Origin of the sequence: Allofournierella massiliensis, from assembly GCF_004345265.1 — a bacterium.
GTDB lineage: Bacteria > Bacillota > Clostridia > Oscillospirales > Ruminococcaceae > Allofournierella > Allofournierella massiliensis.
The window spans coordinates 193,737-215,998 of sequence record NZ_SLUM01000001.1 but is presented as its reverse complement, the minus strand read 5'-3'; the positions used below and the strand labels follow the sequence as shown (position 1 = coordinate 215,998).

The 22,262-nt window shown below is 62.1% G+C and carries 21 protein-coding genes and 2 tRNA genes; 9 read left to right on the top strand and 14 right to left on the bottom strand.

What is annotated here, in order from left to right; translation table 11 throughout:
• Positions 1-26: 26 nt before the first annotated feature.
• The 11 genes from pflA to EDD77_RS00945 form a co-directional block, all read right to left on the bottom strand.
• Positions 27-800: a pyruvate formate-lyase-activating protein gene (gene pflA, locus EDD77_RS00995; RefSeq protein ID WP_058964205.1), complete on the bottom strand. Its 774-nt coding sequence runs from the start codon at positions 798-800 to the stop codon at positions 27-29.
• Between the two features lies 1 nt (position 801).
• Complete coding sequence (gene grcA3 / locus EDD77_RS00990; protein ID WP_394326280.1) at positions 802-1,077, bottom strand: autonomous glycyl radical cofactor GrcA3; 276 nt, start codon at positions 1,075-1,077, stop codon at positions 802-804.
• A gap of 130 nt (positions 1,078-1,207) precedes the next feature.
• Positions 1,208-3,280, bottom strand: coding sequence for a formate C-acetyltransferase (gene pflB, locus EDD77_RS00985; protein WP_058964203.1), 2,073 nt, complete (start codon positions 3,278-3,280; stop codon positions 1,208-1,210).
• A gap of 127 nt (positions 3,281-3,407) precedes the next feature.
• A complete protein-coding gene (locus tag EDD77_RS18780) occupies positions 3,408-4,250 on the bottom strand; it encodes a cupin domain-containing protein (RefSeq protein WP_394326278.1) in 843 nt (280 codons plus the stop codon).
• Between the two features lie 171 nt (positions 4,251-4,421).
• Positions 4,422-6,950: an HD domain-containing phosphohydrolase gene (locus tag EDD77_RS00975; protein ID WP_058964202.1), complete on the bottom strand. Its 2,529-nt coding sequence runs from the start codon at positions 6,948-6,950 to the stop codon at positions 4,422-4,424.
• A 5-nt stretch (positions 6,951-6,955) separates the two neighbouring features.
• The gene (locus EDD77_RS00970; RefSeq protein ID WP_058964201.1) at positions 6,956-8,581 is read right to left on the bottom strand and encodes a GH3 family domain-containing protein; all 1,626 of its coding nucleotides are present in this window, start codon (positions 8,579-8,581) and stop codon (positions 6,956-6,958) included.
• Positions 8,581-9,162, bottom strand: coding sequence for a hypothetical protein (locus tag EDD77_RS00965; protein WP_132587278.1), 582 nt, complete (start codon positions 9,160-9,162; stop codon positions 8,581-8,583). Before EDD77_RS00965 ends, EDD77_RS00970 begins: the two co-directional genes overlap by 1 nt.
• A 354-nt stretch (positions 9,163-9,516) precedes the next feature.
• A complete protein-coding gene (locus EDD77_RS00960) occupies positions 9,517-11,181 on the bottom strand; it encodes a putative manganese-dependent inorganic diphosphatase (protein WP_058964199.1) in 1,665 nt (554 codons plus the stop codon).
• 809 nt (positions 11,182-11,990) lie between these two features.
• A tRNA-Ser gene (locus tag EDD77_RS00955) sits at positions 11,991-12,081 on the bottom strand.
• A 36-nt stretch (positions 12,082-12,117) separates the two neighbouring features.
• Positions 12,118-12,204 (bottom strand) — tRNA-Ser (locus EDD77_RS00950).
• A gap of 157 nt (positions 12,205-12,361) precedes the next feature.
• Positions 12,362-12,616: a hypothetical protein gene (locus EDD77_RS00945; protein ID WP_058964197.1), complete on the bottom strand. Its 255-nt coding sequence runs from the start codon at positions 12,614-12,616 to the stop codon at positions 12,362-12,364.
• A 179-nt stretch (positions 12,617-12,795) separates the two neighbouring features.
• Between EDD77_RS00945 and EDD77_RS00940 the strand changes: the two genes are divergently transcribed.
• From EDD77_RS00940 to EDD77_RS00900, 9 genes are all read left to right on the top strand, one after another.
• Positions 12,796-13,410: a LexA family protein gene (locus tag EDD77_RS00940; protein ID WP_058964196.1), complete on the top strand. Its 615-nt coding sequence runs from the start codon at positions 12,796-12,798 to the stop codon at positions 13,408-13,410.
• A gap of 68 nt (positions 13,411-13,478) precedes the next feature.
• The gene (locus EDD77_RS00935) at positions 13,479-14,102 is read left to right on the top strand and encodes a histidine phosphatase family protein (RefSeq protein WP_058964195.1); all 624 of its coding nucleotides are present in this window, start codon (positions 13,479-13,481) and stop codon (positions 14,100-14,102) included.
• A 27-nt stretch (positions 14,103-14,129) separates the two neighbouring features.
• Positions 14,130-14,321 (top strand): hypothetical protein, encoded by a 192-nt coding sequence (locus tag EDD77_RS00930; RefSeq protein ID WP_058964194.1) that lies wholly within the window; start codon positions 14,130-14,132, stop codon positions 14,319-14,321.
• A gap of 163 nt (positions 14,322-14,484) precedes the next feature.
• Complete coding sequence (locus tag EDD77_RS00925; RefSeq protein ID WP_058964193.1) at positions 14,485-15,813, top strand: putative DNA modification/repair radical SAM protein; 1,329 nt, start codon at positions 14,485-14,487, stop codon at positions 15,811-15,813.
• Positions 15,792-16,550, top strand: a complete 759-nt coding sequence (locus EDD77_RS00920; protein WP_058964192.1) for a TIGR03915 family putative DNA repair protein — start codon at positions 15,792-15,794, stop codon at positions 16,548-16,550. Before EDD77_RS00925 ends, EDD77_RS00920 begins: the two co-directional genes overlap by 22 nt.
• Before the next feature lie 281 nt (positions 16,551-16,831).
• The gene (locus EDD77_RS00915) at positions 16,832-17,491 is read left to right on the top strand and encodes an alpha/beta fold hydrolase (protein WP_058964191.1); all 660 of its coding nucleotides are present in this window, start codon (positions 16,832-16,834) and stop codon (positions 17,489-17,491) included.
• Positions 17,492-17,661: 170 nt separating this feature from the next.
• Positions 17,662-18,189: an RNA polymerase sigma factor gene (locus EDD77_RS00910; protein ID WP_058964190.1), complete on the top strand. Its 528-nt coding sequence runs from the start codon at positions 17,662-17,664 to the stop codon at positions 18,187-18,189.
• Entirely contained in the window at positions 18,176-18,550 is a 375-nt protein-coding gene (locus tag EDD77_RS00905) for a hypothetical protein (protein ID WP_058964189.1), read from the top strand. The genes EDD77_RS00910 and EDD77_RS00905 overlap by 14 nt, the downstream gene beginning before the upstream one ends.
• On the top strand, positions 18,551-19,363 hold the full coding sequence (locus EDD77_RS00900; RefSeq protein WP_058964188.1) for a zinc ribbon domain-containing protein: 813 nt from the start codon (positions 18,551-18,553) through the stop codon (positions 19,361-19,363). It begins immediately after the preceding gene.
• A gap of 77 nt (positions 19,364-19,440) precedes the next feature.
• Here the strand turns inward: EDD77_RS00900 and EDD77_RS00895 are convergent, their stop codons facing one another.
• From EDD77_RS00895 to EDD77_RS00885, 3 genes are all read right to left on the bottom strand, one after another.
• A complete protein-coding gene (locus tag EDD77_RS00895) occupies positions 19,441-20,217 on the bottom strand; it encodes an ABC transporter permease (RefSeq protein ID WP_058964187.1) in 777 nt (258 codons plus the stop codon).
• Entirely contained in the window at positions 20,214-20,840 is a 627-nt protein-coding gene (locus EDD77_RS00890) for an ABC transporter ATP-binding protein (RefSeq protein ID WP_058964186.1), read from the bottom strand. Before EDD77_RS00890 ends, EDD77_RS00895 begins: the two co-directional genes overlap by 4 nt.
• A 130-nt stretch (positions 20,841-20,970) precedes the next feature.
• Positions 20,971-22,152, bottom strand: a complete 1,182-nt coding sequence (locus EDD77_RS00885; protein WP_058964121.1) for a M20 metallopeptidase family protein — start codon at positions 22,150-22,152, stop codon at positions 20,971-20,973.
• Positions 22,153-22,262: the final 110 nt, after the last annotated feature.

Sequence of the window (22,262 nt, the reverse complement as noted above, 5' to 3'; positions counted from 1 at the left end):
GGGAGTTTTTCTGTTTTTCATAAAAATCAGGACGTTTGCCGCCCGGCGCGCACGGCGCGGATCTCGTCCAGCAGGATCTGCCGAGCTTTTGCCGCGGCCGCCTTTTCCAGCGCGGGCACCCCTTCCAGGGGGTAGTCAAGGCCCAGGGCCTTGTACTTGTTCACGCCCATGGTGTGGTAGGGCAGCACCTCCATCCCCTTCAGGTTCCGGTAGCCGCCCAGCATCCGGCCCAGCCGGTGCAGGTGCTCTTCGCCGTCGGTGCGGCCGGGCACCACCACATGGCGCGCCACCATGGGCACGCCCGCTTTTTCCAGCGCGGCGGCAAAGGCCAGAACCGGGGCCTGCGGCTGGCCGGTCAGGGCCTTGTGGCCTGCCTCGTCGCTGTGCTTGAAGTCCAGCAGCACCAGATCGGTAACCGCGAAAAGGGCCGCGAACTGGTCTTTCTTTTTGTCATTGTAAAAGATGCCGCTTGTGTCCAGGCAGGTGTGGATGCCCCGCTGCTTTGCCTTTTGGAACAGCTCGGTGAGAAAGGGCAGCTGGGCCAGCGGTTCGCCGCCGGTGGCGGTGATGCCGCCGCCCCTATAAAAGCTCTTGTTCTTCTCGTACTGGTCCAGCAATTCGTCGGCGGTCATCTGCTGGCCACCGGTGAAGGCCCAGGTATCCGGGTTGTGGCAGAAGGCGCACCGCATGGGGCAGCCCTGAAAGAACACCACGAACCGGATGCCCGGCCCGTCCACGGTGCCGAAGCTCTCCACCGAATGGATGCGCCCGGTGAGCGGCGCGGTTTGTTCCGTTTCCATCTTACATGCCTTCGTGGAAGGTACGGCTGATGACCTCGTCCTGCTGCTCCTTGGTAAGCTTGTTGAAGTTCACCGCGTAGCCGGACACGCGCACGGTCAGCTGGGGGTACTTTTCGGGATGAGCCTGCGCATCCAGCAGGGTCTCCTTGGTGAACACGTTCACATTCAGGTGATGGCCGCCCTTCTCGGCGTAGCCGTCCAGCAGGCCAACCAGGTTGTCGATCTGAGAATCACTGATCTTCATAGTGAATACACTCCTTTTTGCTTGGGGCAACAGTATTGCCCTGGGGGTTTTGGAAAAACCGGGGCGGGGCGCAGGCTGCACCCCGCCGCCGGGGATTGTGCTTGTCTTTTACAGGCGGCACCGCCTGAGCCGCCAGGCGTGAATTGTGCGGTGGTGCCTTTGATTACAGCTCCACGTTGGGCTCGCAGCAGGCGCAGTCGTGGGGCATGTCCAGCTCGATCTCGCCGAAGAACACCTGATCCTCCTTGCCCAGCGCGCCGGGGATGATGGAGAAGGTGTTGGAGATGCCGTCCTGGGCATCCTTGAAGGGCAGCTTGGCCACCGAGCTCAGGGACGCCACGGCGCCGTGGCTGTCGCGATGGTGCATGGGGTTGGCGCCGGGGGCGAAGGGCTCGCCGCCCTTACGGCCGTCCGGGGTGGAACCGGTGTTCTTGCCGTACACCACGTTGGAGGTGATGGTCAGGATGGAGGTGGTGGGCTTGCCGCCGCGGTAGGTGTGGTTGGACTTGATGTGCTGCATGAAGCGGTGCACGATGTCGTGGGCGATCTGGTCCACGCGGTCGTCGTCGTTGCCGTACTTGGGGAAGTCGCCCTCCACCGCGTAGTCCACCACGATGCCGTTCTCATCCCGGATGGTCTTGACCTTTGCGTACTTGATGGCGCTCAGGGAGTCGGCCACCACGGACAGGCCGGCGATGCCGGTGGCGAACCAGCGGGTGACCTCCTTGTCGTGCAGGGCCATCTGGATGCGCTCGTAGCAGTACTTGTCGTGCATGTAGTGGATGATGTTCAGGGCGTTCACATACACCCGGGCCAGCCACTGCATCATGTCGTCAAACCGCTGCATCACGTCCTCGTAGTTCAGGTACTCGTCCTCGATGGGGCGGAAGCGGGGGCCAACCTGCTTTTTGCTGATCTCGTCCACGCCGCCGTTGATGGCATACAGCAGGCACTTGGCCAGGTTGGCGCGGGCGCCGAAGAACTGCATCTCCTTGCCCACACGCATGCTGGACACGCAGCAGGCAATGGCGTAGTCGTCGCCGTGGGTGACGCGCATCAGGTCGTCGTTCTCATACTGGATGGAGCTGGTGGCGATGCTCATCCTGGCGCAGTAACGCTTGAAGTTGATGGGCAGCCGGGTGGACCAGAGCACGGTCATGTTGGGTTCGGGGGCGGTGCCCAGGTTCTCCAGCGTGTGCAGGTAGCGGAAGCTCATTTTGGTGACCAGAGGCCGGCCGTCGATGCCCACGCCGCCGATGGACTCGGTAACCCAGGTGGGGTCGCCGCTGAACAGGGCGTTGTACTCGGGGGTACGGGCAAACTTGACCAGACGCAGCTTCATGATGAAGTGGTCCACCATCTCCTGAATCTGGCTCTCGGTGAAGGTTCCGTTTGCCAGGTCGCGCTGGGCGTAGATGTCCAGGAAGGTGCTGGTGCGGCCCAGGCTCATGGCGGCGCCGTTCTGCTCCTTCACCGCGGCCAGATAGCCGAAGTACAGCCACTGGATGGCCTCCTGGGTGTTCTTGGCGGGCTGGGAGATGTCGAAGCCGTAGATCTTGCCCAGCTCCTTCAGCTCCTTCAGCGCCTTGATCTGCTCGCTCAGCTCCTCGCGCTCGCGGATTACGTCGGAATACATGATCACGCGGGTGGAGTCCTTCTGACTCTGCTTGTCCTCGATCAGCCGGTCCACGCCGTACAGGGCCACACGGCGGTAGTCGCCGATGATGCGGCCGCGGCCGTAGGCATCGGGCAGGCCGGTGATGATGTGGCTGGAGCGGCAGGCGCGCATCTCCGGGGTGTAGGCGTCGAACACGCCCTCGTTGTGGGTCTTGCGGTATTTGGTGTAGATTTCCACCACTTCCGGATCCACATGGTAGCCGTTGTCCTCGCAGGCCTTCATGGCCATGCGGATGCCGCCGTTGGGCTGCAGGGAGCGCTTGAAGGGCTTATCGGTCTGGAAGCCCACAATCTTCTCCTTGCTCTTGTCCAGATAACCGGGGCCGTGGGAGGTGATGGTGGAGATGACGCGGGTGTCCATGTCCAGCACGCCGCCTGCCTCCCGCTCCTTGGCGGTCAGCTCCATGACCTGATCCCACAGCTCAGTGGTCTCCTTCGTGGGGCCCTGCAAGAAGCTCTCGTCGCCCTCGTAGGGGGTGTAGTTCTTCTGGATGAAGTCCCGCACGTTGATCTCATTCTGCCAGACTCCGGGGGTAAAATCCTTCCATTCCTGTCTCATTGGCCTGTGCCCTCCTGTATTTGGATGGTAAATAAATATCGGTTCGCCCATGGCTGGGCGTTATCGCGGCGGGGTGGGGGCTCTCTCCTTCCTCCGCCGGGCCGCGGTAAAACAATTTTTGGGTTCCTCACTCCTTGCGGGGGAATACCACGGTGAGCAGCATCTTGAAGCTGCGGGGCGCATACACCGCGTGGGGCTTGCCCGCGGGCATCACCAGCACCTGACCGGCCGCGACGGTATGCTCAACACCGTCCACCGTGAACAGGCCCTCGCCCTCCAGCACCTGCACCATGGCGTCGCCCTCGGAGGAATGGGTGCTGATCTCCTCGCCCTCATGAAAGGCGAACAGGGTCAGGCTCACCGCCGGGTTCTGGGCCAGGGTGCGGCTGACGATCTGCCCCGGCTGCACGCTCACCAGCGCCGCCAGATCCTGCGGCTGCTCGTGGGGGATGTTCTTGATATAGGGATACATTGGCCGTCCTCCTTTTTTCGCGCCCTGCTCCGGGGCCGCCTTGGGCGGCTGGGCGGGGGCGTCGGTTTTCTCGGGTACGGCCTGAGTATACCGGATTTGCTCCGGCTGCGTATGTTTGATTTCCAACAGATCAATGTTTTCCACACACGCATCCGGGCGGGTCTCGGTTTTTGGCATGGTAATTTCCGGGGTCGGTTCCGGCTGCGGGGCAGCGGGAGCAGGCTGCTGCGGGGCCTCGGGCTGCGGCAAAACGGGCGGTTCCTCCGGGGCATGGGCGGCATGCTCCGGGGCCGGCTGGCCTTCCTCCGGGGCAAAATACTGGCGCAGCGCGCCCCGATCCTCGTACTGCACAAAGGTGTAAAGGCCGAAGGCAAAGGCCTTTTCCACCTGATTCAGCCCCTGGGGCAGCTTCAGCTCCTCCCACAGGCAGCGGGCGATCCGGTCCTTCTGGGCGGTGGTGAGCAGCTGTTCGGCCTGCTCAAAGGTCATGTTGTCCATGGTTGTTCCTCCTTGCTCGGCGTTCCCTGTTTATTGTACCCCATAAGGCGGGCCCGCCGCTTGCTGGTTGTTATCCGTTTTGAAAAAAATATTGCCGCATTCGCAAAAAAACAGCAATGGCTTTTTCTCCGCCGCCGCAGCATGCGGAGAAAAAGCCATGGATGAATGGGATCATTGATCCGCGCCGGGGCGCTGCCCTGCCAGATGGATGCCGCCCCGCTTCAGCTCGGCCACAAAGACGGGCACGAGTTTTGGATCAAACTGGCGGCCGGCCTCCTCCTGCAAAATGCAGATGCCGCGCTCCAGGCTCACCGCCTCCTTGTAACAGCGGCGGCTGGTCATGGCGTCGAAGGAATCGGCGATGCACAGAATCCGGGCCAGCAGGGGGATATCCTCCCCGCCGATGCGCCGGGGATAGCCCCGACCATCGTACCGCTCGTGGTGGCCGATCACCGCCGGGATGATGTAATCCAGCGCGGGCAGATAGCGGATGATGCCCACCGCCGCCTCCACATGGCCCTGCATCTGCTCATACTCCTCTTCGGTAAGCCTGCCGTTCTTGTTCAGCACCGTTTCCGGAATGCCGATCTTGCCGATGTCGTGCAGAAGGGCCGCCTGCCGCACGATCTCGATCATGTCCGCGTTCAGGCCCGCGGCCTTTGCCAGCGAGGTGGCGTAGTAGGCCACATTGTGGGAGTGGTTGAAGGTGTAGTGATCCTTGGCGTCGATGGCGGCCATCAAAGCCAGCACCGTCTGCTCGTAGCCCTGATAGATGTGGGCATGATCCACCTTTTCGGCCCCGCCGTCCGTCTTGCGCAGCACCGACTGGAAGATCTCGATGCCGTTTTTGCCGCTGTGCTTCACATGGTACACCGCCATGTCGGCGTTGTCCATCAGCTCCCGGCTGGTGGCCGCGTCGAAGGGGGCGGCGCTGATGCCGATGCTTAAAGTCAGCACCTTCAGCTTGTGATCCACGGTGCAGCGGTTCATGTTGAACACCTGATCCCGGATGGATTCCGCCAGCGTGCGGGTGGCCAGCACATCGTACCGGGGCAGCAGCACCGCGAATTCCTTGCCGCTGTAACGGGCCACAAAGCCGTTATCGCCCACGCTGCTGCGGATGATGTCCGCAATGCGGCGCAGGGCAAGGTCGCCTTCCTTCTGGCCGTAAAGCTGGTTGTACAGCTTGAAGTCGTCCACATTCACGATCATCAGCGCCAGAGTGCTTTCCTGTGTGGTGACAAACTGCTCCTCCAGCACCTGCAAAAAGTGTTTGCGGTTCAAAAGGCCGGTCAGATCGTCCACCCGGGCTTCGTGGTAGGCCTGCTCGTAAAGGGCTGCGTTCTTCAGCGCCATGGAGGCCACCGATGCCACCGACAGAATCCACTGCATGTCCTGCCCGCTGACCCGGTGCTTGCCCTGGCCCTCGGCCACAAGAATCAGGCCGGGCATGTCGCCCTCCTCGCCGGTGAGCGCCACACCGCCCGCCACCCGCAGGTAGCGCAGCTGGTTTTTCTCGCTGTCCCACATGGCCTTATAGTCCACCGTACTTTCAAACTGCTTCCAGCCGATGCACTGGCTGCGCTGCAGCACCCGCACCAGCGGGCTGTCGGCCCGGATGGAGAAGGAAAGATCGTTCAGAGGCTGATCGCTGTAGCGGGCATCGTAATCGCCGGTGGCGCTGTTGCGGGTGCACACATACACACCGCCCACGCTGGCCCCTTCCCGGATTACCTCCACGGTCTTTTCCAGAATGTCCTGCACGTTCAACAGGCGGGCCACCGCGGTGCTGTATTCCTTCAGCGCCTCGCTCTGGCGGTTCTCCTCCCGCACGAACACATTGTTCACCAGCCTGCGCCACAGCCAGGAGAACACGCCCGCGGTGATCACGAAGAACACCGCGAACAGGATCACCTCGTAATCCTCGGCGGCGGGCACCAGCCCTTCCAGATGCTTCATCAGGTAGGGGCGCAGGTTGTAGAACAGGATAAAGGTGAGCGTGAGGCCCACCATGTAGCACACGCTTTCCGACGCCAGCAGCCGCAGCTTGAACAGCCGCTTTTTCACCAGCGCGTAAAACAGAAGCAGCGCGTTGCCCACACCGGCCAGAATGTCGATGGGGAAGCCCGCGAACACCGGCAGCATCAGGGCTGCGTGGCCGGCAAACATGAGCACGATGCCCTGGGTCACCGGCTTGAACTGGCCCCGGTAGGCAGGCCGTTCCCGGTAGGCGCTCCACAGATGATACAGGCTGTGGGCCATGACCCAGCCCACCGCCACAAACAGAAACGACACCCGCCAGGTGATGGTGTACTCAAACACCACCTCGTCGCCCCGCTGCAAAAGCGTGGGCGCGGCCAGGAAAAAGCCGGTTTTCACGTTCACGGCGATGATGGCAGCCATCACCAGCAGATAGATCTTCTCCCACACACCGGCGGGCGTTTCCACAAAGTCGCTCAAGAAGCGGTAGTAGGCGCAGGCCATGAGCAGAAGCCCGGCAATGGACACATGGTACCACAGCTGATAGGAGGGCAGCACCTGCCAGCGCATGAGCATGGAACCGCCGGCCCAGCACACCATGGTCACCACCAGCCACAGAAAGGACCACAGCTCCCGTGTTTTGCGGCTGGCCAGCACCACCAGAAAGATGCCCGCGTAGATAAACAGCGCGATGGCAGAGATATAACCGTACATGTCCATTGGAATCACCTCCTGCCCGGCCGCCAGGTGCCCTCACGCTGGTTTTGCAGCAGGGCCTCCATGGCGTAATTATCCGGATTCATGTGGCGGGGCGGCCGCCCGTGAACCGCGCAGTACCCGGCAAAGGTGCCGCTGCGAAGAATGGTCACCTTCAGCGGATCCATCCCCAGAATCTTCTTCAGATCCCGGTAGTCCTGATCGGTGTACTTGAAGTAGGTGGTCAGCAGATCCCGCAGCACCTGAGTGTTCACCGCCCGGTTCAGGAACTCGGCCTTTTCCACCTCCACATACAGATGGAAGTAGGGCCGGTTCTCGGCGGTGTATTCCTTCAGGGCCACCCAGCCCACCACCGGCAGGCCGGAGAGATCCAGCACGCTCTGGATGCCCTGCTCGGAAATGCGGGTGAAGCCCGCGATGTCGATGATGGCGGGCACCCGGTCCACATATTCAAACCGGGGAATGCTGGTGCCGTCCTCCCGGCTGGAAAGGCCCACGCAGCGGTAGGTGTCGCCCACCCGGTAGCGGGCAAAGGCGCCGCCCTTGAGCACGGTGAGCACGATCTCGTACACTTCGCCGGGCACCACCTCGTCCATCAGGTAGGTGCGGGGCTTGTAATCCGGCTCATCCATCAGGCGGATGGTATCCGCAATGGGCAAAAATTCATAGAAGCAGGTATCCGGGAAGAAATACATGCCGTTGCGGGTCCAGGTCTCGGTGCCGATGATGGAGGGCTCGGTGCCGGCGAACAGCTCCATGGGCCGCACGCCCCACAGCTCCTCCAGATCGTCCTTATAGCAGCGGTTGTCGGTGCCCGCCACCATGAAGCCCTTCAGGCGGAACAGATCCTTCGGCTTCAGGGGCCGGTTTTCCTTTTTGCAGCGGCTCTTTGCCCGGGCGATGCGCAAAAGCATATCCGGCCGGAACTTGAGCAGGTCGGCGGGCTTCATTTTCGCCTTCCCGCCCATCTGGGAAAGGCTCTGGCTCACCGCGTAGGCCACGCTGCCCAGGCCGAAGAAGTATTCCACATCCTGCTGCATGGCCATCTTGAAGCCCAGCTTGTTGCGCTCGCTGAAGCTCATGTTCACCGCGTCCTTCACGGCGGGCAGGAATTTGATGTCGATGGCCTCGTTCAGCGCCAGCGGGAAAAGACCGGTGGCGTAGGGCAGCGGGGCCAGACCGTAGAGCACCTTGTCGGTCTTGTCCACGTTGAAGCTGCCCTTTTTGCGGCTGGTGCTCAGAATCAGGCAGGCCACCACATTGTCCCGGAAGGTGTCCAGCATGCTGCGGGTGTAGGGGGCCAGCTTGATGGGATGCCGCCCGCCCTCCCAGGTGGTCTGGATCCAGATGACCGGATTGTCCGGCAGCATACTGGCGTTCTTGCGCAGCAGAATGTCGGCATAGTCCTCGTAGCTGGTCAGCGGCACCATGCGCCGGAACTCCTCGATGGTGGCGGGCTTTTTGCCCTTCAGAATGGACTGGCCCAGCATGCAGCCGCTCCACAGCTGAATCTGTTCGGTCATCAGCCGCCGCTGAATGGCCATGTATTCCTCCATGCTCAGGTCCAGAAAGCCGCAGTACTGGCTCCAGATTTCGGCATATTCCTGCCGGTCCAGCTTCTCCTGCAGATTCATCAGCCCTCGCCCCCCTTCCAGGTGTGCACGCAGCGCGCGGCGCTGCCCGGCGTGGGCAGCAGAAAGGGCGTGGTGCGGCGATATTCCTCATAGTTCACAAAGGTTTTGGGAAAGGTCCAGGCATCCTGAAACAGAATGTAGGCGATGTTCAGCCCGATCACCAGCAGGCAGAACGCCACCGCCCGGTGCGTTCCCAGCAGGATTCCCAGGCACAGATATGCCCCGGCGAACCAGAGTACGCCGGGGTGACGGCACAGCGCGTACATTCCGCCGGTATAGGCCATGCGGGGCGCGTTCTCTTCCAGATAGGTTGCGCTGAAGGGCAGCGCAAAAAACAGGGTGTACACCATCAGAGCCGCAAAGGCCAGCGCACCCCCTGCCAGTAAAAGACTTGCGGCATTCAGCGTCATCAGCGCCCGATGGCTCCATACCAGCCAGACGGTGGCCGCTGCCAGCAGCGCACAGCCCGCCGCAAACAGCCGGTGGAACCAGGGCCGGACCGGACGTACGCTGTCGATGTCGTAGGCAAAAAAGGCGGCAAAGGCCGCCGTTCCCAGCACGAACTCCATCCTCTCTCCCATTCCTTCCTCATGCTGCGGCGAGGGACCCCCAGTTTTTCTTTTTCCCATATTTCGCCGCAAATTCGCGTTATTTTAATGATAACAAAATCTTTGGCCGTTTACAATTTTCTTTTGCTGTTTTTACGCAATAATTTAAAACTTTTTGTGTATTTTTGTCAATGCAGCACCGCACCATTCACGCCCCGAAGCTCCGGGGGTGCAGCATGCCGGAATTTTCCGTGCTCTTTTTCCAAAATTTCCCGGCGTGCGCCGCCACCGGGAATTCCGCGGTATTGCATCAAAAAAGCCGCCGGCTGCAAACCGGCGGCAATGATTGGAATTTTCGGCAGTCAGCAGGTCAGCTGCCCGCTGCGGTTACATCTGGGCCAGAGTTTCCAGCATGGCGGGGATCATCTGCTTCTTACGGCTGACCACGCCGGGCAGCACCACGCTGCCGTCCGCTTCGCGCTCGCAGCGGAAGGCGGTGCCGATCAGCTGATCGGCGCCCTCGCCGCAGAACAGCACCTTGCTGGACTGATCCTTCACGCTGGTGAGCATGAAGAAGATCATCTGCACACCCTCGCGCTTGAGGGCCTCGGGCAGGTAGGGGCGCAGCAGCTCGGCCGCACGCTGGCGGTTCTTTTCGCTCATGTAGCTGCCCTGACCCACGCCGAAGCGGATGTCGCCATGGGTGAAGATCTTGAAGTCCTGGAAGAACACATCCTCGGCGGCGCGGCCCTCCAGATTCTCGCCGGCCTCGAAGATCTCGTTGGCCAGCTCTTCGGGCTCGACCCCGGCGATCTTGGCCAGCGCACGGGCGGCAGCCTCATCCACGGGGGTGCAGGTGGGAGAACGGAAGCACAGCGTGTCGGACAGGATGGCGCTGAGCATCAGGCCGGCAATGTGGGGCTCGATCTCCACGCCCTGCTCCTGATACATCTGGTAGACAATGGTGCAGGTGCAGCCCACCGGCTGGTTGCGGAAGAATACGGGCTGGCTGGTTTCCAGGCTGCCCAGGCGGTGGTGGTCCACCACCTCCAGAATGTCGGCCTCTTCCCAGCCGTCCACGCACTGGGTCTTTTCGTTGTGATCCACCAGAATCAGCTGCTTGCGCTGCAGATTCAACAGGTTCCGGCGGCTGATCAGGCCCAGGTACTTGCCCGCGGGGGTATGCACCGGGAAGTAGGTGTCGCGCACCTTACTCATCACCTTCTTGACCTCGTCCACGGGGGTGCTGGGCAGGAAGGTGCGCAGCTTGTCGCGGGGGGTCATGTGGGTGCTCACGGGCACGCTCTGCTTGATCAGGCAGGAAACGGCGTAGGTGTCGTAGGGGCTGCTGATGAGCAGGCAGCCGCGCTCGTTGGCCAGCTTGATGATGGTCTTGGCCACGGCGGACTCCATGCACACCACCACACAGGCGGCGCCCATCTCGATGGCGCACAGCTGGGTCTCGTAGCGGTTGGCCACCAGCACGATGTCGCCGGCTTCCATGGTGTTCTCCAGCACGTCCGGGCTGGAGGCGCCGATTACGATCTTGCCGCTCTCGAAGTAGCCGGAGTCATCGCCGGCCAGCACGGTGCCGCCCAGAACCTCCACCACGTTCTTGATGGGGGTGCGGGCGTTGCTCAGAGCGTGGGTATCCAGGCTGTCCATGTTGGCAACAGCAAGATCGCCCAGGGTGATCAGGCCCTGCAGCATGCCCTTTTCGTCCACCACGGGCTGGCTGTTGGCCTGGGTGTCGCGCATGGTTTCCCATGCGCGGCGCATGGTGGTGTTGCCCAGAATGCCGGGCACGGGGCGGATGTCGATGTCCTGCACCTGCGCGCTCACGTTCAGGCAGCGGCGGGGGGTCTTTGCGCCAAAGCGCTTGAGCACGAAGGCGGTCTCCTGGTTGATTTCGCCTGCGCGGCAGGCTTCGTGCCAGGGGCCCACGGTCTTGTTCTTCAGGTTGGAATAGGCAATGGCCGAGCAGATGGAATCCGTATCCGGGTTGCGGTGGCCGATCACCATAATTTTACGCTTGGTGTTGGTCTGATCCATTGTTAATAATACCTCTCGCTTTCCCCTGCAGAGCGCCCGCGCCCACCACACGGCCGCACCGGCGTGCGGCGCCCTGCGATTGTTTATCTATAATAATAAGGTTGAAAGAATCCTGGTGTTCATTATACACTACTCTTTGCAGTAAAGTACACTAAATTGCGCAAAATGGCCTTATTTTTCACGAACTGCTGTTATTTTGGCACAAATGGCGCAAATCTACTGGTTATTTTGCAGGCGCAGGGCCGCGTTTTGCCGCAAAGCAGCTGATTCGGCGGCGGAATAATCCCCGGAATATGCCCGAAAAAACAGAAAGAAACGGCCTCGCGGGCGGCGGATTTTCCACAGAAAAACGGCCGGTGTGTGGAAAAGAGGTCGACTTCCGCACCCCGTTTTTTCAAAATCCGTGCCGCTTTGCGGCACACCTTCCCTCTTCACTGTTCACTCTTCACTCTTCACTTTCAAAACCCCCGCCGGTTCCCGGCGCTTCGGGTTCAAATCCCCCGCTTGATCGATTCTTTTGCAAAAAACAACAGCCGCTCGAAAAATCCGAGCGGCTGTTCTGGCGGAGAAGGAGGGATTTGAACCTGCTTCGCAGGCCCCCTTGCGGTGCCCGGAACCCGACCTGCGGCGGCTTTGCCGCCTTGCCGCGTTCCGACCGCTGCGGTGCGGGCTTCTCCCTGTTTCCGCCACTGGCGGCGGTCGAACCCCGCACCCCCGCCGGTTCCCGGCGCTTCGGGTTCAAATCCCAACGCTTGATTGATTCTTTTGCAAAAAACAACAGCCGCTCGAAAAAATCCGAGCGGCTGTTCTGGCGGAGAAGGAGGGATTTGAACCCTCGCGCCGGTTTCCCGACCTACGCCCTTAGCAGGGGCGCCTCTTCGACCTCTTGAGTACTTCTCCAGAGCAAAGTCCATAACAAAATATGAAATTATAAAATGGCGGAGAGGGTGGGATTCGAACCCACGGCCCTTGCGGGTCACCGGTTTTCAAGACCGGCTCCTTAAACCACTCGGACACCTCTCCAAGAGTGGCCATCACACACGCCATCGCTAGTGCGTTATCTATGTTATCACAGCAACCGGGGTTTGTCAACCATCTTTTTTAAAAAAATCGAACGTTTTTTAAAAAAGCACCCGGCATGCCCCGCAAGGGGGGCGCGGAGCATACCGGGCGCTTTTTCTCAGGCAGCCCGCAGCGCCTCTGCTTTTTGCGGGCGGCGGGCGGCAGGGCGGCGGTAACGGCCCCGGCCCCGGCGCACCCGGCAGACTGCATGGGGCTGCTCCAGCCGGGCAATAAGCCGCATCGCCCCGGCCAGCGCCGCCAGCAGGCCCAGCGCGGCCGCAAGGGGCATGGTGCCCTCCACCGCCGCGCCCAGGGTCACTACGAAGGCCAGAGCGCCCAGCACCAGCATGGAATCACAGATCATTCGTTTCATCTCAAACCGCTCCTTTGCACCACCGGCCCGCGTTTTGCGGCCTGTTCGGTTGTTGTGCCTTCATTCTACAACAACCGCCAGTTGTTGTCAATGGCATTTTCACAACTTTTTTGCGTATTTTATTTACAAGAACAATTTTTGGTTGTATAATGGAACCAGCAAGAAAGGAGTGTTCACACATGTTCCCACAACGCTTGAAGCAGCTGCGCAAGGAGATGGGCCTGAGCCAGAAAAGCCTTTCCGAACATCTGGGCGTGACCCAGCAGGCGGTGGGCAAATGGGAGACCGGCCGTTCCTCGCCGGACCCCGCCACCCTGGCCCGGCTGGCCGAGCTGCTGGAGACCTCTGCGGATTATCTGCTGGGCATCAGCGAGCAGCCCGCCGAACCCGCGGCCCCTTCCCTGCCTTATGGCGAAAGCCCCATCCCGGTGATCGGCACCGTGCGGGCGGGCTATGGCTCGCTGGCCTTCGAGGAGGACTATGGGGTGGAATACGCCTGCGTAAAGGACCCGGAGAGCTATTTTTATCTGGTGGTCAAGGGCGACAGCATGGAGCCCCGCATTCAGGACGGTGACCTGGCGCTGGTGCACCGCCAGCCCACGCTGGAAAACGGCGATCTGGGCGTGATGGTGTTCGGCGAGGGAGAAGGCACACTGAAAAAATACATTCAGCGGGGCAACGCGGTGATTCTGCAGCCCTTCAACCCGGCCTATGAGGAAAAGGTGATCCGCGGCGAGGAGCTGAACCAGTTGTTCATCGCGGGCAAGGTGGTGGAGACCCGGGCCAAGTGGTAAATTTGCCCTTTGCCGCCCCTTTTCCCCCATCCCCCTTATACTATATAGAGAAGGAAGTGGAAGTTTTCATGCAGCCTACCCGGCTTTTTCTTGTGCGCCACGGCCAGACCGACTGGAATCTGGCGGGCCGTCTGCAGGGCCAGACGGACATCCCGTTGAACGACACCGGCCGCCAGCAGGCCGAGGAAGCCCGCCAGCGGCTTTCCGGCGTGCAGTTTGACGCGGTGTATTCCAGCCCCTTAAGCCGCGCGGTGGAGACCGCCATTCTGGTGAGCGGCTGGCCCGCCGACAGGGTGCGCACCGACGAGCGTATTAAAGAAATCGCCTTCGGTGACTGGGAGGGCAAGGCCCCCCGCACCCTGGGCGACGATTTTGCCCCCTTCTTCGCGGACCCGGCCCGCTTTGTGCCCGCCCCGGGCGGCGAGAGCCTGCCCGCGTTGATGGCGCGGGTGAGCGATTTTACCGCTTATGTGAAGCAGGCCCACCGGGGCCAGACCGTGCTGGCGGTGAGCCACGGCGCGGCGCTGCACGCCCTGTTCACCGCCGAGCTGGGCCTTGATATGAAGGACTACTGGAGCGTAGGCCTTGGCAACTGCGCCGCCGCCGAGCTGGTGCTGGAAGGCGAACGCTTTGTGCTGAAATCCACCAGCGGCCCCACCAGCGCGAACTATCTGGAAAAGTACTTAAAATAAACCGTACCGCGAGGAGGCAAACACACCATGAAGCTGCTCTTCCCTCTTCTGGCCGGTCTGGGCGCTGTTTTGCTGTATTTTGTATGGGCGGCCCTGTTCCACGATTTTTTGAATGGTCTCTCCCCAGAGGGGGCCCTCACCGTGGCCACCGGTTCCTTCCTTGCCTTTGAGCTGGTGATTCTGGCGGGCTGGATTCGCTCCAAAATCGACCGAAAATAACTCTGCCCTTATTTTTGAAAAAGCCCCATCAAACCGTTGGTTTTGCCGTGCGCAGCATGGGGCTTTCTTTTTTGCGCCTTTTTTGCCCTTTTTTGCTTCTTTCTTCGCTTTTGTGAACACTCCGAATCCCTCAAAAATCCCCCACAGAAAGGAGGGTCCGGGCATGGACCTGATGGAAAAGCTCACCATTCTGGCAGACAGCGCCAAATACGACGTGGCCTGCACCTCCAGTGGCGTGGACCGGGGCGGCGCGGCCGGCAGCATCGGCAGCGCGGTGGCTCCCGGCTGCTGCCACACCTTCTCGGCGGACGGCCGCTGCGTGAGCCTTTTGAAAGTGCTGCTCACCAACGTGTGCGCCTACGACTGCGCCTACTGCGTGAACCGCCGCTCCAACGACCTGCCCCGGGCCGCCTTCACCCCCCGGGAGCTGGCGGAGCTGACCATTCAGTTTTACCGGCGCAACTACATCGAGGGGCTGTTTCTCTCCAGCGCGGTGCTCATCAGCCCCGACCACACCACCGAGCTGATGATCAAGGCGCTGGAGCTGCTGCGCAGTGAATACCACTTCCGGGGCTACATCCACGCCAAGGCCATCCCCGGGGCTGACCCGGCGCTGATCCACCGGCTGGGCCTTCTGGCGGACCGGCTGAGCGTGAACATCGAGCTGCCCAGCGCTGCCAGCCTGGGCCGCCTTGCGCCGGACAAGAAAAAGGCCGCCATCCTGGCCCCCATGCGCCAGATCGCCCGGGTGCGGGACGAAAACCGGCAGGAGCTGACGGTCTACCGCTCCGCGCCCAAATTCGCCCCCGCCGGCCAGAGCACCCAGATGATCGTGGGCGCCACCCCGGAAACCGACCGGCAGATCCTGAAGCTCACCGAGGGCCTTTATCACAAATACCAGCTCAAGCGGGTGTTCTACTCGGCCTATATCCCGGTGGCGCAGGACAGCCGCCTGCCCGCCCTGAACACGCCCCCGCCCCTGTTGCGGGAGCACCGGCTCTATCAGGCGGACTGGCTGCTGCGGTTTTACCATTTTTCGGCGGACGAAATTCTGGACGATGCCAGCCCCAACTTCGACCCCTTTCTGGACCCCAAATGCAACTGGGCCATCCAGCATCTGGATCAGTTCCCGGTGGATGTGAACCGGGCCGAGCAGGCCATGCTGCTGCGGGTGCCGGGCATCGGCCCCAAAAGCGCCGGGCACATCGTGCGGGCCCGCCGTCAGGGGGCGCTGGGGCTGGAGGAGCTGCGACGCATCGGCGTGGTACTCAAGCGGGCCCAGTATTTCATCTGCTGCAGGGGCTTTTCCGGCGCGGCGGGCTTTGGCCGCCGGAGCATTGCGGCGGCGCTGGTGGATTCCGGCGTGTTCGCCGCCGGGGCCCAGCAATTAAGCCTGTTCGCCCCGGAGTTTGCCCCCATGCTCAGCGCGGGCAGGCCGGGAATCGAGGCGGCAAAGGAGGAGGCGGTTTCATGGATCGAGAAGCGGATGTAGTCTACCGGTACGACGGCAGCTTTGAGGGCTTTCTCTGCTGCGTGTTCGAGAGCGTGTATGCCCACGAGATTCCCTTTGCCATCCTGCCCCATTCCAGCCCCATGGCCACCCTCTTCCCGGAAAAGCTCATCGAGACCGACCCGGCCAAGGCCCGCCGGGTAAACGCCAGCCTGCCCAAAAAGCTGGGCAAGGGGGCACGCAGCTGCGTGGCGCACGCCTTTCTTTCCGGCAGCGAGGAGAAGGAACTGCTGATTCTGCGGTTTCTGCGGCTGGGCTACCGGGTGGGCCCGGGCGTGATGTTCATGGCCGGCCACAAGGACGTGGCCCCGGTGCTGGCGCTGGAAAAAGCGGTGTGCGGCGAAGCCCACCTACTCACCGGCTTTGTGCGCTTTCAGGACTACGGCGATTTTCTGGGCAGTACCATCACCCCCAAGCACTATGTGCTGCCCCTGCTGCGGCTGCACTTCTGCCAGCGGCTGCCAAGCGAGGATTTCATCCTTTACGACGCCACCCACGGCGCGGCCCTGCTCTGGCAGAAGGGCAGGGCAAGCTACGCCCAGCTGGACGAGGCACCTCCCTTTCCGGAAATTTCCCGGGAGGAGGCAGCTTATCAGGAGCTGTGGAAGCGGTTTTACAAGACCATCGCCATCGCCGCCCGGGAGAACCCGGCTTTGCGCCGGAGCCTTTGCCCCAAGCGGTACTGGGTGAACATGACCGAGCTGAAAGAGGAGCTGTGAAGCTTATCGCCGGGTTCATTCACAATTTATTGCTTTTTCCCACCCCCGCCGGTGGTATAATAAAGGCAACCCCGCACAATTCACGCCTCACGGCTCAGGCGGCGTATCGCGCCAAAATTTTCCGTGGGATTTTCCAAAAATGCTCGCCAATCCACCAAGGATTGGCTGCGCTTTTTGGTTCATTCCGCAAAAAATTTTCCGGCGCGCTCCACCACCTGGAATTGTGCGGTGCTGCCCAAGGGCAACGACTACGGAATTTTAATGCAAAGGAGCGATGCCCCATGTATGCCATCGTGAACGGCTTAAAGCTTTTTTATCATAAGGAGGGCAGCGGCCGCCCGGTGATTCTGCTGCACGGCAACGGCGAGGATCACACCATCTTTGATGTGGCCATCAAGGATCTGGCCCGGTCCTACACCGTCTACGCACTGGACAGCCGCGCCCACGGCAAAAGCGACCCGGTGCCCACCCTCACCTACCGGGAGATGGCCGGGGACGTGGCCGCCTTCATCCGGCAGCAGGGGCTGGAAAAGCCCGCGCTGGTGGGCTTTTCGGACGGCGGCGTGGTGGCGCTGCTGGTGGCGCTGCGCTGGCCCGACCTGCCCGGCAGGCTGGTGGTGGCCGGGGCCAACATGACCCCCACAGGCATCAAACAGCCCTGGCGCACCCTGATGCGGGTGCAGAATCGCATTTCCCCGGACCCCAAACTGGAGCTGATGCTCACCCAGCCCCATCTGGCGGGCTGGCAGCTCACCGGCATCACCGCCCCCACGCTGGTGCTGGCGGGCGAAAAGGACCTGATCGACGAGGGCCAGACCCGGCGCATCGCCCGGTCCATTCCGGGGGCGAAGCTGCTGATTCTGCCCGGCGAGACCCACAGCAGCTATGTGGTGCACAGCGACAAGCTCTACCCCGCCATGGCAAACTTCCTGCGGGGCTGACCTGTAAAATACCCCCGGCGCGTTCCCCTTGCAAAAGAGGAACGCGCTTTTTTGCGGGAAATTTTCAAAAAACCGTGAACCGCCGCCCGCCTTGCGACGATCACCGAATGCAGGGGGAGGAACAAAGCCCCCGGCGCCATGGCATTTTTTCAAAGAGAGGAGAGGACGCGATGCACGCGGAGGAGGTAGCCCGCCTGGTGGACCGCTTCGGGCCGGAAATCTACCGCTACTGCCGCCGGCTCACCGGCGGGGCCCAGCAGGCGGAAGATCTGTATCAGCAGACCTTTTTGAAATGCCTGGAGCTGACCCTCACACTGGACGAACAGAACAACCCCCGGGCGCTGCTGTTCAGCCTGGCGGGCGGCATTTTCAAAAACGAACAGCGCAAGGCCGGGCGGCGGTTGGCCATTGCAAGGCCGGTGGAGCTGGACGCAGACAACGCCCCCGAGCCGCCCGCCCCGGACGACCCGGCCCGAACCGCACAGGAGCGTGCCCAAAGCGCGGCCCTGCTGGCGGCGGTGGACCGGCTGCCCCCGAAACTTCGGATTCCCATCACGCTGGCCTACGGCTTCGACTGGAATCTGGAGGAGATCGCCCGCATGGAAAAGGCCCCGGTGGGCACCATCAAAAGCCGGCTGCACAAGGCCCGGCAACTGCTGAAAAAGGAAATGGAGGCCCAAGGCTATGGAACATTTTGATCTGGACAAGGCCCTGCAGGCCCAGATGCACGTCCCCACCCCCGGCCCCGCGCCGGAGCTGGATGCCGCCCTGAAAGCCAAACTGTGGCAGCGGCAGGAGCAGCTGGACGCCGAGCCCGATGCCCGGGCGGTATCGCTGTGGTGGCTGCCCATGGTGGCCAACTTCATCGTGTGCGGGGTGCCCGCGGTGATCTTCGCGCTGCCCATCATGCCGCTGTGGGCGCATCTGGCCTCCTTCGCCCTTGCCTGGCTGGCGGTGGGCGGTGTGGCGCTCACCTTCATCAGCCTGCGCATGGCGGATCTGCGCGCCGCCACCACCATCTATCTGCCCAAACGAACCCGCAAAAAGGAGGGGTTTTAAATGACCGCAACCGCTCTTCCCATTGTATTTTTTCTGATGATTTTCCTCTGCATGGCATCCAGCCTTGCCTTTGTGGTGCTGATGGCCATCTGGCTGTACAAGGATTCCCGGCTCCACGGTCAGGATCCGGTGCTGTGGGTGCTGATCTGCATTTTTGCCAGCCCCATCATTGCGCTGATCCTTTATCTGGCCTTTGGCCGCAAGCAGACCCTGCTGCCCTGCCAGAGCTGCCAGCAGCCCATTCCCCACACCGCCCAATACTGCGAGCACTGCGGCGCGGCCAACGAACAGTACGGCCAGCCGCTGCCCCGCCGCAAAATGAACGGCCTGTTGAAGGGAGCCATCGCCACCGGGGCGGTGTCCATCCTGAGTGTGGTGTTCATGTTCGTGGCCCTCTTTGCCTTTGCCATGAACGCCGGCGGCGGCTCCCAGACGACGAACTCCACCTCTCTGCCCATCCGTGGCGCATCCTTCACCGTAAACAGTGGCTGGGCACTGATGAGCGCTGAAAACCACAACGAGGGCGTATGGAATTTCAACCTGAACAAATCCAGCAACGGCTACCATCTGGACTCCACCTTCACGCTGGATGACCCGGACGCCCGCACCCTGATGGCCGACGCGGACTGCACCGGCGGCCCCCTGCTGCTGAACATCAGCCAGGACGGCCAGCTGGTGGAGAGCATCGACCTTTCCCGGGCCGAAACCCGGCCGGTGGCCATCCCGCTGGAAAACTGCACCGCCGGAACGGTGGACCTGCAGCTGGTGAACGAGGGCGCCACCGATATTTCCGGCAGCATCTGGGTGGAATAACCCCGCTGCAACAGCAAACAAAAAAGCCTGAGCGGTTTGGAACGCCGCTCAGGCTTTTTACTGTTTGTATAAAATTGTCACAATATTTGATGTTTCTGGTCATACAGGGTGTGCATGCCCAGAAACAGCGAGCCAAAGCTGGCCACGGTGACCACGGTGCAGATGGCGATCATCACCGCAATCTGGTACAGAATGGCCGTGGTGGGCATGGTGCCGGAAAGAATCTGGCCGGTCATCATGCCGGGCAGCGACACGATGCCCATGCCCACCATGGAATTGAGGGTGGGCAGCAGGGCGGTTTCCAGCGCCTGCTTTGCCAGCGGCTGCAAAATCGCGTGGGGCGACGCGCCGAAGCCCAGCAGCGCCTCCACCCGGGCCTTCTGGCCCTGCAGGCTCTCCCGGAAGGTCTTGATGCCCAGCGAGATGCCGGTCATGGTGTTGCCGATGAGCATGCCCGCCAGCGGAATGGTGTACTGGGGGTTGAAGATGTTTTCGCCCACCACCGCGCAGACGAAATAGGCCAGCACGAACACGCCGCTCAAAGCGATGGAGGCCGCGATGATGATCTGGAACCGCCGGTTCAGCCCCGGGTTGCCGCTGAGCACCCGGTGCACCGCAAAGCCGATCATCACCGCCAGATACACCACCACGAACACCGGGTTCGGGTTCTGGAAGATGTAGGACAGCACCAGACCCGCAATCACCAGCTGCACCGTCATCTTCACGCTGGCCACCACCAGCAGGCGGGTCTTTTCCACCCCGCTCTTTTTCATGATGGCGATCACGATGATCAGCAACAGATAAATCAGAGAAAACTGCCAGAGTTGCAGCTGTACGATGCCGCCGCTGTTCATGCTCTCGCCTCCAATCGAATTTCCTCGTCGGCAAATTCATCCACCAGCGAACGGCTGTGGCACACGCACACCACCGTGGTGCCCCGCTGGCGGCAGGCCGCCTTCAGGTTGCCCAGAAATTCCCGGGCGGTCAGCTCATCCAGCGCGGCGGTGGGCTCGTCCAGCAGCAGCACCTTGGGCCGGGCGGAAAGATAAATGGACAAAAACACCCGCTGGCGCTCGCCGCCGGAAAGATTGGCGCAGCTGTCCTCGGGGGAAAGGGGCATGCGGCAGATTTCCAGCGCGTTCACCATCTCGGCCCGGCTCACGCACTCCTCGCCCCGGGCGCCGTAGAAAAAGGCGAACTGGTCGGCCACATTGCCCTCGCACAGATACACCTGCTGGGGCGCCAGCAGCACCTGTTTGCGGTAGTCCAGCACCGGCAGCCCGCCCAGAGGGCTGCCCTTGTATTCAATGCGCCCGGCCGTGGGCAGAACGGTGGCGTTCAGCATCCGCAGCAGCGTGCTTTTGCCGCAGCCGCTGGGGCCGGTGATGAAGGTCATGGAATTTTCCCGGATGTTGATCTCCGGGTAGCGCACCAGATCCTGATATTCAGTTCCGGCGCTCACATGCAGCAGACACATGGAAGCCCTGCCTCCTTTTTGCACAAAGCTTGCGCCGGGTGTTTTCACCCGGCGCTGTTGCCGATTATACTCCACCGTCCCGGTTTTCGCAAGAGGGCCGGGGGCCCTTGTCTGTTGGATTGAGCGCCGGTTATTCTGCGTGGGCGGCCAGCCAGTTGGCGGCGCAGCCCGCCAGCACCGCCGCGCCCAGCGGCAGCACCTCCTCGTTAAAGACCACCGCCGGGTGGTGACTGCCTGCCCGGTTGTAAATCTCCTCCGGGCCGCCTGCGCCGATGCCCATGAACACCGACGGCACCTGCTGGCTCACCTCGGCAAAGTCCTCGCTGCCCATCTGGCGGGGCAGCTCCTCCATCTTTTTGGCGATCCGGCCCGCATAGCCCGCCAGCTCGGCCGCCAGCTCGGGCTGGTTGTGCAGCGAGGCCACCCCGGCCAGGAACTCCACCTCACAGCTGCCCCGGAACAGCGCCGCGGTGCCTTCGCAGATCTCCACCAGCCGCTTGCGGGCGTGGGCCCGGTTGTGGTTGGAGAAGGCCCGGATGCTGCCCTTCATCTCCACCGTTTCCGGAATGGAATTGTGCAGCTCGCCCCCGTGGATGGTGCACACCGTGAGCACCAGCGGATCCTGCGGATCCACCTCCCGGGCGTTCACCTCCTGCAACGCCAGCAGGATGTGCGCCGCGATGGTCAGCGGATCCACCGCGTTCTGGGGAATGGCCCCGTGGCCCGCCTTGCCCCGCACCAGAATGGAAAAGCTGTCCGACGAGGCCAGCGCCGGGCCCTGCCGCCAGGCAAGGGTGCCCACATGCATGGGGCCGGGGAACACATGCAGCGCCATGGCCGCATCCACCGGCGGATTTTTCAGCACGCCCGCTTCCACCATGGCCGCCGCGCCCTTCAGGTTCTCCTCCGAGGGCTGGAACATCAGCTTCACCCGGCCGGGCAGGTCGGCCTCCCGTTCCTTTAAAAGAGCCGCCGCGCCCAGCAGCATGGCGGTGTGCAGGTCGTGGCCGCAGGTGTGGGCGCACTCGCCCGTTGCGGCAAAGTCCAGACCGCTGGCCTCCTGCATCTTCAGCGCGTCCATATCGCCCCGCAGCAGGAACACCGGCCCCTTCTGGGGGCCGATGCAGACGGTGAGCCCGCCGCCCAGCCGGGTGGGCTCCAGCCCCATCTGCCCCAGCCGCTGCTCCACATAGGCGGTGGTGCGGGGCAGCTCCATCCCCAGCTCCGGCATGCCGTGCAGCGCCCGGCGGTCGGCCCGCAGGGTGTCGGCCATGGCGGTTGCCTGCTCATAAAAACGGTTCATCTCAAACATTCGATCATACGCCCCTTTCCGGTGAATTGGTTCTGCTTTTTTTGCAGCAAATTCCGTGCCAGCGCCGCTCTGCCGGGCCGCGACCGGCGGCGGGGCCGGTTTTCTTGACA